The following is a 17,109-nucleotide window of genomic DNA, read 5'->3' as shown; positions in this document are numbered from 1 at the left end:
CGGACGCAAGACTGGTGCGTCTGCTTGGCGGCGCCGCCCTGGCTTCGCTGCGGGCGCGGCTGCGCAGCCGGTATCAGCGTGGCCGTAGCGGCGGTGTCGTCACGCTCGGCAAGCTGAATGGGCTGGAGCGCGATGCCCTGGCCGGCCTGCTGGGGCGGCGTCCGAGCGATGCCGGATCGCTGCGCTTCGATATCGCCGAGCTGGATGCGCGCCTGATGGAGGCCGGCCTGGCGGCCTCGCTGCGCCACGCACTCGAGCTGCTCGACGGTCCGGTGATCGACCTGATGGCGGCGCGCGCGGAGACGGCGCGCCAATGGGAAGCCATGCGCGCACTGGCGACGGAGCCGAGGCTGGCCGCTTTCTTGTCCGATGGACGCGGCCTGGGTCTGCTCAAGCGGCTGGCCGCGCGCTTGCCGGCTGCGGCCCAGCTGATCGAGCAGGTGCAGGCCGTGCTGGCGCAGTTGCCGGCGGCAGCCGTCACGCGGTCGCACCTTGCTGCGCAGCGCCTGGGCGACGCGCACGCACTCGACTCCGGCAGCCCGGTTGCGACGCTGGTGCTTGCCGTGCTGCGGCGCGAACGGGCAAGCGAGGAAGATGACGATGCCGAGGAAACGGTACGCGAGCTGTGGGCGGCGGCCGGCGTACTGGTCAACGAGCTCGCGCGGCCGGTGCTGTTCTTGAACTTGCCGAGCAGCGCTGGGGGATTCGTTCTGAGCGGCGAGCCGGCCTACCTGTCGCTACGGGCGCTGATGCGGTCGTCGCCGGGATGGGCCGTCGCATCGCGCGATGTCTTTGTTTGCGAAAACCCGAACCTGGTGGCGATCGCAGCCGATGCGCTCGGTGCGCACTGCGCGCCACTGGTCTGCACCGACGGCATGCCTGCCGCGGCGCAGCGTGCGCTGTTGTCGCAACTGGCGATGGCCGGGGCGCGTTTGCGCTATCACGGCGATTTCGATTGGCCGGGCATCGTCATCGCAAATACGGTGGTAAGCATGTTCGGTGCGGAGCCCTGGCGTTTCGGCGCTATCGATTATCGCCGCGCGCTACATCAAGAAGCAGGCGCTACCCGTCCACTCGGCGGGACCGTGGTCGACGCCCGCTGGGATGGCGCGCTCACGAAAGCGATGCAAGAACATCGCCGGGCGATTGACGAAGAAGCGCTGGCCGCTGGTCTGATGTTCGATTTGGATACACGTAGCAAACAGGCCTTGCAGAACACCGGACCGGTTTGCTATGATTCGCCTCCTCGCGAAAACGACAACGAAATCAAGTAGTTGAACTGGCAACGAGAAGCCGCAGACTCTGCGGTGTAGCAAAAAAGAGGTTGACGAGAATCATGAAACGCTTCATACTCTTCTTCCTCTGCTGCTGACGAACAAAACGATTCGCAGAACACAGCAAGGCAGTGCCGCCCTCGGCGGGAGCCCAAGTTCTTTAAAAATTAACAGTCGATAAGTGTGGGCGTTTGATGAAGGTGCCAGTGACTTCGGTCACTGATTACTTAAATTATCAAATGTTCACAAAAAAGAAATACGTTGTCTCAGCAATGAGATAACGGTCAGTATTTTGAGTGAGCGACCCGCTAGCAATAGCGGTGGCAGCAATGCCAACAAACAGAGATTGAACTGAAGAGTTTGATCCTGGCTCAGATTGAACGCTGGCGGCATGCTTTACACATGCAAGTCGAACGGCAGCACGGGGGCAACCCTGGTGGCGAGTGGCGAACGGGTGAGTAATATATCGGAACGTACCCAAGAGTGGGGGATAACGTAGCGAAAGTTACGCTAATACCGCATACGATCTAAGGATGAAAGCAGGGGACCGCAAGGCCTTGTGCTCCTGGAGCGGCCGATATCTGATTAGCTAGTTGGTGAGGTAAAGGCTCACCAAGGCCACGATCAGTAGCTGGTCTGAGAGGACGACCAGCCACACTGGAACTGAGACACGGTCCAGACTCCTACGGGAGGCAGCAGTGGGGAATTTTGGACAATGGGCGCAAGCCTGATCCAGCAATGCCGCGTGAGTGAAGAAGGCCTTCGGGTTGTAAAGCTCTTTTGTCAGGGAAGAAACGGTGGGGGCTAATATCCTCCACTAATGACGGTACCTGAAGAATAAGCACCGGCTAACTACGTGCCAGCAGCCGCGGTAATACGTAGGGTGCAAGCGTTAATCGGAATTACTGGGCGTAAAGCGTGCGCAGGCGGTTTTGTAAGTCTGTCGTGAAAGCCCCGGGCTCAACCTGGGAATTGCGATGGAGACTGCAAGGCTTGAATCTGGCAGAGGGGGGTAGAATTCCACGTGTAGCAGTGAAATGCGTAGAGATGTGGAGGAACACCGATGGCGAAGGCAGCCCCCTGGGTCAAGATTGACGCTCATGCACGAAAGCGTGGGGAGCAAACAGGATTAGATACCCTGGTAGTCCACGCCCTAAACGATGTCTACTAGTTGTCGGGTTTTAATTAACTTGGTAACGCAGCTAACGCGTGAAGTAGACCGCCTGGGGAGTACGGTCGCAAGATTAAAACTCAAAGGAATTGACGGGGACCCGCACAAGCGGTGGATGATGTGGATTAATTCGATGCAACGCGAAAAACCTTACCTACCCTTGACATGTCAGGAATCCTTGAGAGATCAGGGAGTGCCCGAAAGGGAACCTGAACACAGGTGCTGCATGGCTGTCGTCAGCTCGTGTCGTGAGATGTTGGGTTAAGTCCCGCAACGAGCGCAACCCTTGTCATTAGTTGCTACATTTAGTTGAGCACTCTAATGAGACTGCCGGTGACAAACCGGAGGAAGGTGGGGATGACGTCAAGTCCTCATGGCCCTTATGGGTAGGGCTTCACACGTCATACAATGGTACATACAGAGGGCCGCCAACCCGCGAGGGGGAGCTAATCCCAGAAAGTGTATCGTAGTCCGGATCGCAGTCTGCAACTCGACTGCGTGAAGTTGGAATCGCTAGTAATCGCGGATCAGCATGTCGCGGTGAATACGTTCCCGGGTCTTGTACACACCGCCCGTCACACCATGGGAGCGGGTTTTACCAGAAGTAGGTAGCTTAACCGCAAGGGGGGCGCTTACCACGGTAGGATTCGTGACTGGGGTGAAGTCGTAACAAGGTAGCCGTATCGGAAGGTGCGGCTGGATCACCTCCTTTCTAGAGTAGCACCGGGCCTTGAGCCCAGTCACCAAACGTCCACACTTATCGACTGTTGAACAAAGAACACAGTTTCGGGGCTGTAGCTCAGCTGGTTAGAGCACCGTGTTGATAACGCGGGGGTCGTTGGTTCGAGTCCAACCAGCCCTACCAAGTTATTTGCATGACCCAATCGGGGGATTAGCTCAGCTGGGAGAGCACCTGCTTTGCAAGCAGGGGGTCGTCGGTTCGATCCCGTCATCCTCCACCACCACCTTGGTGCAAAGTCTAAATATAAGTCAGCCATACTTGGTGAGATTTACGTTTAGTCTTTTCGAGATTAACTGTTGTTCCGTTCTTTAACAATCTGGAAGAAGTAAAGTTTTTTAAGCGTTCGATGCGTCAGCAATGATGTAGCGAACACTTAGGGTAGTAACAAATCAACAAACATGCAACAAGCTGTACTCTTATTTCTATGACCGCTTCCTGGCAGGTGGGTAACTGCGCGCCAGGAGCTAACGTTATAGGGACAAGCGAATAAGTGCACATGGTGGATGCCTTGGCGATTACAGGCGATGAAGGACGTAGTAGCTTGCGATAAGCTGCGGGGAGCGAGCAAACACGCTTTGATCCGCAGATTTCCGAATGGGGAAACCCGGCCTTTTAGGTCATTGCATGCTGAATACATAGGCATGCAAAGCGAACGCGGCGAACTGAAACATCTAAGTAGCTGCAGGAAAAGAAATCAACCGAGATTCCCAAAGTAGTGGCGAGCGAAATGGGAAGAGCCTGTACGTGATAGTCGATTGGATAGTGGAACAACCTGGAAATGTTGGCCATAGAGGGTGATAGCCCCTTACACGAAATTCAAACGGTGGTACTAAGCGTACGACAAGTAGGGCGGGACACGAGAAATCCTGTCTGAACATGGGGGGACCATCCTCCAAGGCTAAATACTCGTAATCGACCGATAGTGAACCAGTACCGTGAGGGAAAGGCGAAAAGAACCCCGGGAGGGGAGTGAAATAGATCCTGAAACCGTGTGCATACAAACAGTCGGAGCGGACTTGTTCCGTGACGGCGTACCTTTTGTATAATGGGTCAGCGACTTACATTCAGTGGCGAGGTTAACCGAATAGGGGAGCCGTAGAGAAATCGAGTCCGAACAGGGCGACAGTCGCTGGGTGTAGACCCGAAACCAAGTGATCTACCCATGGCCAGGATGAAGGTGCGGTAACACGCCCTGGAGGTCCGAACCCACTAATGTTGAAAAATTAGGGGATGAGCTGTGGGTAGGGGTGAAAGGCTAAACAAACTTGGAAATAGCTGGTTCTCTCCGAAAACTATTTAGGTAGTGCCTCAAGTATCACCATCGGGGGTAGAGCACTGTTATGGCTAGGGGGTCATTGCGACTTACCAAACCATTGCAAACTCCGAATACCGATGAGTGCGAGCTTGGGAGACAGACGTCGGGTGCTAACGTCCGGCGTCAAGAGGGAAACAACCCAGACCGCCAGCTAAGGTCCCAAAGATTGGCTAAGTGGAAAACGAAGTGGGAAGGCTAAAACAGTCAGGATGTTGGCTTAGAAGCAGCCATCATTTAAAGAAAGCGTAATAGCTCACTGATCGAGTCGTCCTGCGCGGAAGATGTAACGGGGCTAAGCCAGTCACCGAAGCTGCGGATATGCATTTATGCATATGGTAGGAGAGCGTTCTGTAAGCCTGCGAAGGTGTCTTGTGAAGGATGCTGGAGGTATCAGAAGTGCGAATGCTGACATGAGTAGCGATAATGGGGGTGAAAAGCCTCCACGCCGTAAGCCCAAGGTTTCCTGTTCAACGTTCATCGGAGCAGGGTGAGTCGGCCCCTAAGGCGAGGCAGAGATGCGTAGCTGATGGGAAGCAGGTTAATATTCCTGCACCGTCGTATGATGCGATGGGGGGACGGATCGCGGAAGGTTGTCTGACTGTTGGAATAGTCAGTTTCTGCTTCATAGAAGGTACTTAGGCAAATCCGGGTACATAATTCAAGGGAGTGGGACGAGCGGCCTTGTGCTGCGAAGCAATCGGAAGTGGTTCCAAGAAAAGCCTCTAAGCTTCAGTCATACGAGACCGTACCGCAAACCGACACAGGTGGGCGAGATGAGTATTCTAAGGCGCTTGAGAGAACTCGGGAGAAGGAACTCGGCAAATTGGTACCGTAACTTCGGGAAAAGGTACGCCCTTGTAGTTTGACCACTTTACTGTGGAAGGATGAACGGGTTGCAATAAACTGGTGGCTGCGACTGTTTAATAAAAACACAGCACTCTGCAAACACGAAAGTGGACGTATAGGGTGTGACGCCTGCCCGGTGCTGGAAGATTAAATGATGGGGTGCAAGCTCTTGATTGAAGTCCCAGTAAACGGCGGCCGTAACTATAACGGTCCTAAGGTAGCGAAATTCCTTGTCGGGTAAGTTCCGACCTGCACGAATGGCGTAACGATGGCCACACTGTCTCCTCCCGAGACTCAGCGAAGTTGAAATGTTTGTGATGATGCAATCTACCCGCGGCTAGACGGAAAGACCCCATGAACCTTTACTGTAGCTTTGCATTGGACTTTGAACCAATCTGTGTAGGATAGGTGGGAGGCTTTGAAGCGGGGACGCCAGTTCTCGTGGAGCCATCCTTGAAATACCACCCTGGTTTGTTTGAGGTTCTAACCTTGGTCCGTTATCCGGATCGGGGACAGTGCATGGTAGGCAGTTTGACTGGGGCGGTCTCCTCCTAAAGTGTAACGGAGGAGTTCGAAGGTACGCTAGGTACGGTCGGACATCGTGCTAATAGTGCAATGGCATAAGCGTGCTTAACTGCGAGACCGACAAGTCGAGCAGGTACGAAAGTAGGACATAGTGATCCGGTGGTTCTGTATGGAAGGGCCATCGCTCAACGGATAAAAGGTACTCTGGGGATAACAGGCTGATTCCTCCCAAGAGTTCATATCGACGGGGGAGTTTGGCACCTCGATGTCGGCTCATCACATCCTGGGGCTGTAGCCGGTCCCAAGGGTATGGCTGTTCGCCATTTAAAGTGGTACGTGAGCTGGGTTTAAAACGTCGTGAGACAGTTTGGTCCCTATCTGCCGTGGGCGTTGGAAATTTGAAGGGGGCTGCTCCTAGTACGAGAGGACCGGAGTGGACGAACCTCTGGTGTACCGGTTGTCACGCCAGTGGCATTGCCGGGTAGCTAAGTTCGGAAGAGATAACCGCTGAAAGCATCTAAGCGGGAAACTTGCCTTGAGATGAGATTTCCCGGAGCCTTGAGCTCCTTGAAGGGTCGTTCGAGACCAGGACGTTGATAGGCTGGGTGTGGAAGTGCAGTAATGCATTAAGCTAACCAGTACTAATTGCCCGTACGGCTTGTCCCTATAACCTTAGCAGGTCATGGAAATTCGAATACAGTGTGCTGTTTGTTGATCACACTACCCGAAACTTTACTTCCTCCAGATTCTGAGCACGTTGCCCATCAGGGAACGCCGCTCGTACAAGTTATGCCTGATGACCATAGCAAGTCGGTCCCACCCCTTCCCATCCCGAACAGGACCGTGAAACGACTTTGCGCCGATGATAGTGCTGCAACCAGTGTGAAAGTAGGTTATCGTCAGGCTAGTTATATAGAAAAACCCCGTTGAGCTGATGCTCGGCGGGGTTTTTTGCTTTGTGCGCCGCTTTGTCGGCCGCTTTTTTGTCCATTTGTCGCCTGTCTCCCCGTTCTTCCTCTCGACCACACCGCCCCGGATTGCATTTCAGCCGTGCTTTCCGACGTTTCGTCGCAAACAACCGGCCCTCTGGCGCCCTCGGGAATACGATTTGTCGATCGATAACCGGAAAGGGACTGCGATGGACACACCAACTGGCAGGGCGAACCTGGCGCCCGTGGTAGAGAACGAACGGATTCAATCGCTCGACGTCGTGCGCGGATTTGCCCTCATCGGCATCCTCATGATGAACGTCGAGTATTTCAACCGCGCCATTTCCCAGCTCGGTTCGGGAATGCCGGCAGGCCTCACCGGCGCAAATCTCTGGGTGACTTATTTCGTCCAGTATTTCGTCGTCGGCAAGTTCTGGACGATCTTCTCGCTCCTGTTCGGGATGGGCTTCGCCGTGATGCTGAGCCGCGCCGAACGCGCGGGACGCAACTTCCTCGTTCCCTACCTGCGCCGCATTGCGGCACTGGCCATCTTCGGCGCCCTGCACAGCATCTTGCTGTGGTCCGGCGACATCCTGTTCAGCTACGCGGTCGGTGCTGCAGCGCTCCTGATCGTCCTCTATGGCCGCCCGAAGTGGGTGGCAGCGGCCATCGTCCTCTGTGTCGGCGGCGCCTTCATTCCTGGAATGAACTGGCTCGGCGGCGTCGCCGGCGGCCTGGCATTCTTCAGTCTCGCCGGCTGGTGGCTGCGCGGGGAGCAGCGCCTGAAACGCTTCGGACGGCCGCCGGTCATCGGTGTTGTCCTGCTCGCGTGCGGCGTGGTCGCGCTGATTGCGGGCGTCGTCATGTGGGTCTTGCCGAACACCCCGCGCGAGGCGCGTATCGGCCTGCCGGTCTTGTCCATCGCGCTGCTCGCGCTTGGCTACCTGACGAACCGGTTTCATCAAGACCAGTCTGCGCGCCCCTGGCGCCTTGGCGTCGGCATCTATTGCTTCTCGTTTTTCATGATGACGGCAGCCGGCGCCTCGATGTACTTCTTCCCCGAGAAGCCGGCCGCGGTGGTGAGCAAGGCGGAAGCGAAAAAGCTCGAGGAGCGCGCGGCCGAGCGCGCCAAAAATCTCAAGGAGCGCAAGGAGCGGATCGAGAAAGAGACCAAAGTGCTGACGACCGGGACCTACGCCCAGGGCGTCGCCATGCGCGCCGAGCGCTTCGCCCAGCATGCGCCCGGCGAAGTCGGGTTTGCCACGATCCTGATCGGCATGTTCCTGATCGGCACCTGGTTCGTCCGCGCCGGCATCATGGACAATGCGCGCGCCCACTTGCCGCTGTTTCGCAAGCTGGCGACGATCGGCCTGCCGCTCGGCATCGGCCTCGGCCTGCTCGGTTCCAGCATTGCCGTGCGGTCGGTGCCCGGTGCGAACGGTGCGGACGGCTGGCAACTGGCATCGGGCCTGCAAATGCTGGGTAACCTGCCGGCCTCGCTCGGCTATGCCAGCCTGGTGATCCTGATGCTGCACAGCGCGAGCCTGTTCAACAAGGTCAGCGTGCTCGCTCCTTTCGGCCGCATGGCCTTGACCAACTACCTGTCGCAGTCGCTGATCGCGTCGATCTTTTACTTCGGCTATGGATTCGGCCACTGGGGCGCGTCGCGTGTCGACCAGATGCTGTTCGTCGCCGTCGTCGTCGTGCTGCAGATCGCGTTCAGCCACTTCTGGCTCTCTCGCTTCCGCTACGGACCGATGGAATGGTTGTGGCGCGCGATCACCTACTGGACCATCCCTCCGATGCGCATCACCAAGGCGGCGCCGCTCGCACCGGCGGAGATGCCGGCTTGAGGTGGCGTCTCCGGTATGCCTGCGCGGCGCTGTTGATTGGCGCCGCATTGCCGGCGAGCGCGCAGCCGGTCAAGGTCGCCGGCTTGCGCCAACCGGCGCGGATCCTGGTCGACCAGTGGGGCGTGCCGCATATCTACGCGGCGAGCCAGGACGACGTCTTCTTCGTCCAGGGTTTCAATGCGGCGCGCGATCGCCTGTTCCAGATCGACCTGTGGCGCCGCCGGGGGCTGGGCGAGCTGTCGTCCGTGTTCGGGCCCTCGTATGTCGAGCAGGACCGGGCCGCGCGGCTGTTCCTGTACCGCGGCGACATGGCCGCGGAATGGGCCGCCTATGGCAAGGATGCGCAAAACACCAGCACCCGCTTTGTCGCCGGTATCAACGCCTATATCGACACCATCGCGCGCAAGCCCGAACTGCTGCCCTTCGAATTTCGCCAGCTCGGCTACCAGCCCGCGAAGTGGCAGCCGCAAGACGTGGTGCGGATCCGCAGCCATGGCCTCACGCGCAACCTGACCCAGGAATTCGCCCGCGCACATGTGGTGTGTCATGCCGGACTGGCCGCCGACGCCGTGCGTGCGCAGCTGTCGCCCGCCTGGACGACACGCGTGCCGGCGGGACTGGACCCCTGCCTGCCGGACGAGGCGCTCGACGTTTTTACGCGTGCCACCGATAACGTGCGGTTCAGCCGCGAAGCCGTCCAGCTGGCACGCACGATGCCCAATGAAGAGACGCTCGAGGGCAGCAATAACTGGGTGATCGCGCCCTCACGCACGCGGAGCGGCAGGCCGATCCTGGCTAACGACCCACACCGCGCCTACGGTGCGCCTTCGCTGCGCTACATCGTGCACCTGACTGCGCCCGGGCTCGACGTCATCGGTGCGGGCGAGCCCTCGCTGCCGGGAGTATCGATCGGCCATAACGGCAAGGTCGCCTTTGGCCTGACCATTTTCAGCATCGACCAGGAAGACCTGTACGTCTACGAAACCAATCCCGCCAATCCGATGCAATACCGCTACCAGGGCGGCTGGGAAACCTATCGCATCGTGAAGGAACAGCTGGCGGTGCGCGGCAAGCCGCCGCAGACGGTCGAGCTGCGCTTTACCCGCCACGGCCCGGTGATTTACGAGGACCCCGGCAAGCACCGCGCGCTGGCGGTGCGCACCGCCTGGAGCGCGCCCGGCATGGCACCTTATTTCGGCAGCATCGACTACATGAAGTCGCAGGATTTCACGCAGTTTCGCCAGGCGATGCGGCGTTGGGGCGCGCCGACCGAAAACCAGGTCTACGCCGATACCGCCGGCAACATCGGCTGGGTGGCCGGCGGCCTCGCCCCGGTGCGTCCCAACTGGATGGACTGCTGCCGGTGCCGGGCGACGGCCGCTATGAATGGAAGGGTTTCCTCGACGGCGACAAGCTGCCCTTCGTGCTCAATCCGCAACAGGGCTGGTTCGCCTCCGCCAACGAGATGAACCTGCCCGACAGCTTTCCCTACCGCGCGCACAAGCTCGGCTTCGAATGGCCGGACAATGCCCGGGCGCGCCGCATCGCCGAGGTGTTGTCGAAAACGCCGAAGGCGAGCATGGAGGATATGCAGCGCTTGCAGAACGACGTCGTCTCATTGACGGCGCGGCGCCTGGTGGCCCTGCTGAAACCCTTGTCCTCGCGCGAGGCGAAGACGCAGGCGGCACTGAACCTGCTCCGGGGCTGGAACGGCGAGGAGGGCGCCCAGTCTGCGGAAGCGGCGCTGTATGAAGTATGGTGGTCGCGTCATCTCGGCAGGATGTTCCTGGACGCGACACTCACACCTGACGCGGCACGTGCCGTGGGCGCCCCGCATACCAGTGTCCTGCTCGCGGCGCTCGAGCAGCCTGGCGCCCGCTTCGGTGCGAACGCACAGGTCAAGCGCGACAAGCTGATGCTGGCCAGCCTGGCTGCGGCCTGGGCCGACATGGAGCGGCTGCAGGGAAGAGATGCGAAGCGCTGGCAGTGGGGCAATATGCAGTTCAGCTACTTTGTCCACCCGATGGCGCCGATCCTCGACAACGCCGCTCGTGCGCGCGTGAATGTGGGGCCGCTGCCGCGGGGAGGCGGCGCCTATACGGTCAACGTGTCCGGCTACCATCCTGAAAATTTCTGGCACGCGCATGGGCCATCGTTCCGCATGGTGCTCGACGTGGGGAACTGGGACAACTCGCGTGCGATTAATACCCCAGGCCAATCCGGCAACCCGGACAGTGCCCACTACCGCGACCTTGCAAGGAGCTGGGCTGAAGGCAAATATTTTCCGCTGCTGTACTCACGCGCGGCGATCGCAAAGGCAACGCAGGAGACGATCGAGCTGGTCCCGGCACCTTGATGCGCGTGAGGCCTTGCGCGGCGCGGCCAGCTTTGTTATAGTTCGCCTCCTCGCGAAAACGACAACGAAATCAAGTAGTTGAAGTCGCAACGAGAAACCGCAGACTTTGCGGTGTAGCAAAAAAGAAGTTGACGAGAAACAGAAATTGCCTCATACTCTTCTTCCTCTGCTGCTGACGAACAAAACGATTCGCAGAATACAGCAAGGCAGTACCGCCCTCGGCGGGAGCCCAAGTTCTTTAAAAATTAACAGTCGATAAGTGTGGGCGTTTGATGAAGGTGCCAGTGGCTTCGGTCACTGATTACTTAAATTATCAAATGTTCACAAAAAAGAAATACGTTGTCTCAGCAATGGGATAGCGGTCAGTATTTTGAGTGGGCGACCCGCTAGCAATAGCGGTGGCAGCAATGCCAACAAACAGAGATTGAACTGAAGAGTTTGATCCTGGCTCAGATTGAACGCTGGCGGCATGCTTTACACATGCAAGTCGAACGGCAGCACGGGGGCAACCCTGGTGGCGAGTGGCGAACGGGTGAGTAATATATCGGAACGTACCCAAGAGTGGGGGATAACGTAGCGAAAGTTACGCTAATACCGCATACGATCTAAGGATGAAAGCAGGGGACCGCAAGGCCTTGTGCTCCTGGAGCGGCCGATATCTGATTAGCTAGTTGGTGAGGTAAAGGCTCACCAAGGCCACGATCAGTAGCTGGTCTGAGAGGACGACCAGCCACACTGGAACTGAGACACGGTCCAGACTCCTACGGGAGGCAGCAGTGGGGAATTTTGGACAATGGGCGCAAGCCTGATCCAGCAATGCCGCGTGAGTGAAGAAGGCCTTCGGGTTGTAAAGCTCTTTTGTCAGGGAAGAAACGGTGGGGGCTAATATCCTCCACTAATGACGGTACCTGAAGAATAAGCACCGGCTAACTACGTGCCAGCAGCCGCGGTAATACGTAGGGTGCAAGCGTTAATCGGAATTACTGGGCGTAAAGCGTGCGCAGGCGGTTTTGTAAGTCTGTCGTGAAAGCCCCGGGCTCAACCTGGGAATTGCGATGGAGACTGCAAGGCTTGAATCTGGCAGAGGGGGGTAGAATTCCACGTGTAGCAGTGAAATGCGTAGAGATGTGGAGGAACACCGATGGCGAAGGCAGCCCCCTGGGTCAAGATTGACGCTCATGCACGAAAGCGTGGGGAGCAAACAGGATTAGATACCCTGGTAGTCCACGCCCTAAACGATGTCTACTAGTTGTCGGGTTTTAATTAACTTGGTAACGCAGCTAACGCGTGAAGTAGACCGCCTGGGGAGTACGGTCGCAAGATTAAAACTCAAAGGAATTGACGGGGACCCGCACAAGCGGTGGATGATGTGGATTAATTCGATGCAACGCGAAAAACCTTACCTACCCTTGACATGTCAGGAATCCTTGAGAGATCAGGGAGTGCCCGAAAGGGAACCTGAACACAGGTGCTGCATGGCTGTCGTCAGCTCGTGTCGTGAGATGTTGGGTTAAGTCCCGCAACGAGCGCAACCCTTGTCATTAGTTGCTACATTTAGTTGAGCACTCTAATGAGACTGCCGGTGACAAACCGGAGGAAGGTGGGGATGACGTCAAGTCCTCATGGCCCTTATGGGTAGGGCTTCACACGTCATACAATGGTACATACAGAGGGCCGCCAACCCGCGAGGGGGAGCTAATCCCAGAAAGTGTATCGTAGTCCGGATCGCAGTCTGCAACTCGACTGCGTGAAGTTGGAATCGCTAGTAATCGCGGATCAGCATGTCGCGGTGAATACGTTCCCGGGTCTTGTACACACCGCCCGTCACACCATGGGAGCGGGTTTTACCAGAAGTAGGTAGCTTAACCGTAAGGGGGGCGCTTACCACGGTAGGATTCGTGACTGGGGTGAAGTCGTAACAAGGTAGCCGTATCGGAAGGTGCGGCTGGATCACCTCCTTTCTAGAGTAGCACCGGGCCTTGAGCCCAGTCACCAAACGTCCACACTTATCGACTGTTGAACAAAGAACACAGTTTCGGGGCTGTAGCTCAGCTGGTTAGAGCACCGTGTTGATAACGCGGGGGTCGTTGGTTCGAGTCCAACCAGCCCTACCAGTCATACCCATGGGGGATTAGCTCAGCTGGGAGAGCACCTGCTTTGCAAGCAGGGGGTCGTCGGTTCGATCCCGTCATCCTCCACCAAAAAGCTCAAACGTAAGCACGTAGATGTTTAGGTTTGATCTTTTAGAGATTAACTGTTGTTCTGTTCTTTAACAATCTGGAAGAAGTAAAGTTTTTTTAAGCGTTCGATGCGTCAGCAATGATGTAGCGAACACTTAGGGTAGTAACAAATCAACAAACATGCAACAAGCTGTACTCTTATTTCTATGACCGCTTCCTGGTTAGTCGCCAGGAGCTAACGTTATAGGGACAAGCGAATAAGTGCACATGGTGGATGCCTTGGCGATTACAGGCGATGAAGGACGTAGTAGCTTGCGATAAGCTGCGGGGAGTGAGCAAACACACTTTGATCCGCAGATTTCCGAATGGGGAAACCCGGCCTTTTAGGTCATTGCATGCTGAATACATAGGCATGCAAAGCGAACGCGGCGAACTGAAACATCTAAGTAGCTGCAGGAAAAGAAATCAACCGAGATTCCCAAAGTAGTGGCGAGCGAAATGGGAAGAGCCTGTACGTGATAGTCGATTGGATAGTGGAACAACCTGGAAATGTTGGCCATAGAGGGTGATAGCCCCTTACACGAAATTCAAACGGTGATACTAAGCGTACGACAAGTAGGGCGGGACACGAGAAATCCTGTCTGAACATGGGGGGACCATCCTCCAAGGCTAAATACTCGTAATCGACCGATAGTGAACCAGTACCGTGAGGGAAAGGCGAAAAGAACCCCGGGAGGGGAGTGAAATAGATCCTGAAACCGTGTGCATACAAACAGTCGGAGCGGACTTGTTCCGTGACGGCGTACCTTTTGTATAATGGGTCAGCGACTTACATTCAGTGGCGAGGTTAACCGAATAGGGGAGCCGTAGAGAAATCGAGTCCGAACAGGGCGACAGTCGCTGGGTGTAGACCCGAAACCAAGTGATCTACCCATGGCCAGGATGAAGGTGCGGTAACACGCCCTGGAGGTCCGAACCCACTAATGTTGAAAAATTAGGGGATGAGCTGTGGGTAGGGGTGAAAGGCTAAACAAACTTGGAAATAGCTGGTTCTCTCCGAAAACTATTTAGGTAGTGCCTCAAGTATCACCATCGGGGGTAGAGCACTGTTATGGCTAGGGGGTCATTGCGACTTACCAAACCATTGCAAACTCCGAATACCGATGAGTGCGAGCTTGGGAGACAGACGTCGGGTGCTAACGTCCGGCGTCAAGAGGGAAACAACCCAGACCGCCAGCTAAGGTCCCAAAGATTGGCTAAGTGGAAAACGAAGTGGGAAGGCTAAAACAGTCAGGATGTTGGCTTAGAAGCAGCCATCATTTAAAGAAAGCGTAATAGCTCACTGATCGAGTCGTCCTGCGCGGAAGATGTAACGGGGCTAAGCCAGTCACCGAAGCTGCGGATATCCTTTATTGGATATGGTAGGAGAGCGTTCTGTAAGCCTGCGAAGGTGTCTTGTGAAGGATGCTGGAGGTATCAGAAGTGCGAATGCTGACATGAGTAGCGATAATGGGGGTGAAAAGCCTCCACGCCGTAAGCCCAAGGTTTCCTGTTCAACGTTCATCGGAGCAGGGTGAGTCGGCCCCTAAGGCGAGGCAGAGATGCGTAGCTGATGGGAAGCAGGTTAATATTCCTGCACCGTCGTATGATGCGATGGGGGGACGGATCGCGGAAGGTTGTCTGACTGTTGGAATAGTCAGTTTCTGCTTCATAGAAGGTACTTAGGCAAATCCGGGTACGTAATTCAAGGGAGTGGGACGAGCGGCCTTGTGCTGCGAAGCAATCGGAAGTGGTTCCAAGAAAAGCCTCTAAGCTTCAGTCATACGAGACCGTACCGCAAACCGACACAGGTGGGCGAGATGAGTATTCTAAGGCGCTTGAGAGAACTCGGGAGAAGGAACTCGGCAAATTGGTACCGTAACTTCGGGAAAAGGTACGCCCTTGTAGTTTGACCACTTTACTGTGGAAGGATGAACGGGTTGCAATAAACTGGTGGCTGCGACTGTTTAATAAAAACACAGCACTCTGCAAACACGAAAGTGGACGTATAGGGTGTGACGCCTGCCCGGTGCTGGAAGATTAAATGATGGGGTGCAAGCTCTTGATTGAAGTCCCAGTAAACGGCGGCCGTAACTATAACGGTCCTAAGGTAGCGAAATTCCTTGTCGGGTAAGTTCCGACCTGCACGAATGGCGTAACGATGGCCACACTGTCTCCTCCCGAGACTCAGCGAAGTTGAAATGTTTGTGATGATGCAATCTACCCGCGGCTAGACGGAAAGACCCCATGAACCTTTACTGTAGCTTTGCATTGGACTTTGAACCAATCTGTGTAGGATAGGTGGGAGGCTTTGAAGCGGGGACGCCAGTTCTCGTGGAGCCATCCTTGAAATACCACCCTGGTTTGTTTGAGGTTCTAACCTTGGTCCGTTATCCGGATCGGGGACAGTGCATGGTAGGCAGTTTGACTGGGGCGGTCTCCTCCTAAAGTGTAACGGAGGAGTTCGAAGGTACGCTAGGTACGGTCGGACATCGTGCTAATAGTGCAATGGCATAAGCGTGCTTAACTGCGAGACCGACAAGTCGAGCAGGTACGAAAGTAGGACATAGTGATCCGGTGGTTCTGTATGGAAGGGCCATCGCTCAACGGATAAAAGGTACTCTGGGGATAACAGGCTGATTCCTCCCAAGAGTTCATATCGACGGGGGAGTTTGGCACCTCGATGTCGGCTCATCACATCCTGGGGCTGTAGCCGGTCCCAAGGGTATGGCTGTTCGCCATTTAAAGTGGTACGTGAGCTGGGTTTAAAACGTCGTGAGACAGTTTGGTCCCTATCTGCCGTGGGCGTTGGAAATTTGAAGGGGGCTGCTCCTAGTACGAGAGGACCGGAGTGGACGAACCTCTGGTGTACCGGTTGTCACGCCAGTGGCATTGCCGGGTAGCTAAGTTCGGAAGAGATAACCGCTGAAAGCATCTAAGCGGGAAACTTGCCTTGAGATGAGATTTCCCGGAGCCTTGAGCTCCTTGAAGGGTCGTTCGAGACCAGGACGTTGATAGGCTGGGTGTGGAAGTGCAGTAATGCATTAAGCTAACCAGTACTAATTGCCCGTACGGCTTGTCCCTATAACCTTAGCAGGTCATAGAATTCGAATACAGTGTGCTGTTTGTTGATTCACACTACCCGAAACTTTACTTCCTCCAGATTCTGAGCACGTTGCCCATTAGGGAACGCCGCTCGTACAAGTTATGCCTGATGACCATAGCAAGTCGGTCCCACCCCTTCCCATCCCGAACAGGACCGTGAAACGACTTTGCGCCGATGATAGTGCTGCAACCAGTGTGAAAGTAGGTTATCGTCAGGCTAGTTATATAGAAAAACCCCGTTGAGCTGATGCTCGGCGGGGTTTTTCGCTTTGTACACCCGATAAGCTTATTCGCCCGCTCGATAAAGAAAAAAGCCCGCCAGCGGTGCTGACGGGCTTTCTCTTTTTCCTGAACGGTCCCCACGGCCATGCCGGCACAGAGAGACCGCTTCACTTCACCGGGCCGGATCCAGGCTCAGACACCCCAGAGGATGTCGCAGCCGTGGTCACGTGCCGCGCGCAGCATCTCGAGCAAGGGGTAAGCGCGCGTCGAGAAGCTGACCATCTGCGCCTGCTCGTGATCCGGATCGTCGTCGTCATCGCCGCGATGCGCCTTGATATCCTGCTCGACCACGTCGGTCGGCGGGTGCTTGCGGCTCTCTTCGATTTCGTGCTCGAGCAGCTCGACGGCACGTCCGGCTTCCGCCGAGGTAATGACGCCGATTTCCGGCTCCTTGTGGAGCAGGTCCAGGATGCGCTTGGCGTGGTCCTGGTACATCATTACGTCTTGATAAGCCTTGCATTTGAAAGTGATTAACATAGTGCGTTTCTCGTG

3 protein-coding genes, 4 tRNA genes, 6 rRNA genes and 1 pseudogene are annotated in these 17,109 nt (G+C 56.2%); 13 read left to right on the top strand and 1 reads right to left on the bottom strand.

Annotated elements, in window-relative coordinates; genetic code table 11:
• Window positions 1-14: 14 nt before the first annotated feature.
• The 13 genes and pseudogenes from AC1MEM_RS00540 to rrf (AC1MEM_RS00480) all read left to right on the top strand — a co-directional run bounded on the left by AC1MEM_RS00540 (window position 15) and on the right by rrf (AC1MEM_RS00480) (window position 16,553).
• Window positions 15-1,274, top strand: coding sequence for a TIGR02679 family protein (locus AC1MEM_RS00540; RefSeq protein ID WP_499474754.1), 1,260 nt, complete (start codon window positions 15-17; stop codon window positions 1,272-1,274).
• Between the two features lie 348 nt (window positions 1,275-1,622).
• Window positions 1,623-3,157 (top strand): 16S ribosomal RNA (locus tag AC1MEM_RS00535).
• 76 nt (window positions 3,158-3,233) lie between these two features.
• Window positions 3,234-3,310, top strand: a tRNA-Ile gene (locus AC1MEM_RS00530).
• A 21-nt stretch (window positions 3,311-3,331) separates the two neighbouring features.
• Window positions 3,332-3,407 (top strand) — tRNA-Ala (locus AC1MEM_RS00525).
• 256 nt (window positions 3,408-3,663) lie between these two features.
• A 23S ribosomal RNA gene (locus AC1MEM_RS00520) occupies window positions 3,664-6,539 on the top strand.
• 126 nt (window positions 6,540-6,665) lie between these two features.
• A 5S ribosomal RNA gene (rrf, locus tag AC1MEM_RS00515) occupies window positions 6,666-6,778 on the top strand.
• The 16S, 23S and 5S rRNA genes sit together here with 2 tRNA genes alongside, the layout of an rRNA operon.
• A 233-nt stretch (window positions 6,779-7,011) precedes the next feature.
• The gene (locus AC1MEM_RS00510; protein ID WP_499474753.1) at window positions 7,012-8,655 is read left to right on the top strand and encodes a DUF418 domain-containing protein; all 1,644 of its coding nucleotides are present in this window, start codon (window positions 7,012-7,014) and stop codon (window positions 8,653-8,655) included.
• A pseudogene (locus AC1MEM_RS00505) lies at window positions 8,565-11,011 on the top strand (penicillin acylase family protein). Before AC1MEM_RS00510 ends, AC1MEM_RS00505 begins: the two are co-directional and overlap by 91 nt.
• 426 nt (window positions 11,012-11,437) lie before the next feature.
• Window positions 11,438-12,972: ribosomal RNA gene (locus tag AC1MEM_RS00500) — 16S ribosomal RNA — on the top strand.
• 76 nt (window positions 12,973-13,048) lie between these two features.
• Window positions 13,049-13,125: transfer RNA gene (locus AC1MEM_RS00495), tRNA-Ile, on the top strand.
• 11 nt (window positions 13,126-13,136) lie between these two features.
• Window positions 13,137-13,212: transfer RNA gene (locus tag AC1MEM_RS00490), tRNA-Ala, on the top strand.
• Between the two features lie 226 nt (window positions 13,213-13,438).
• Window positions 13,439-16,314, top strand: a 23S ribosomal RNA gene (locus AC1MEM_RS00485).
• Window positions 16,315-16,440: 126 nt separating this feature from the next.
• Window positions 16,441-16,553: ribosomal RNA gene (gene rrf, locus AC1MEM_RS00480) — 5S ribosomal RNA — on the top strand.
• 196 nt (window positions 16,554-16,749) lie between these two features.
• Here the strand turns inward: rrf (AC1MEM_RS00480) and AC1MEM_RS00475 are convergent.
• Window positions 16,750-17,094, bottom strand: a complete 345-nt coding sequence (locus tag AC1MEM_RS00475; protein ID WP_499474752.1) for a DUF1840 domain-containing protein — start codon at window positions 17,092-17,094, stop codon at window positions 16,750-16,752.
• Window positions 17,095-17,109 lie beyond the last annotated feature (15 nt).

The organism is Telluria sp. AIW5, from assembly GCF_056680575.1.
The sequence above is the reverse complement of the archived record's forward strand: the minus strand, read 5'-3'. Positions and strand labels throughout refer to the sequence as shown.

Coding starts and splice junctions, on each gene's coding strand:
- AC1MEM_RS00510 (WP_499474753.1), top strand. CDS start 7,012: ATGGACACACCAACTGGCAGGGCGAACCTGGCGCCCGTGGTAGAGAAC.
- AC1MEM_RS00475 (WP_499474752.1), bottom strand. CDS start 17,094: ATGTTAATCACTTTCAAATGCAAGGCTTATCAAGACGTAATGATGTAC.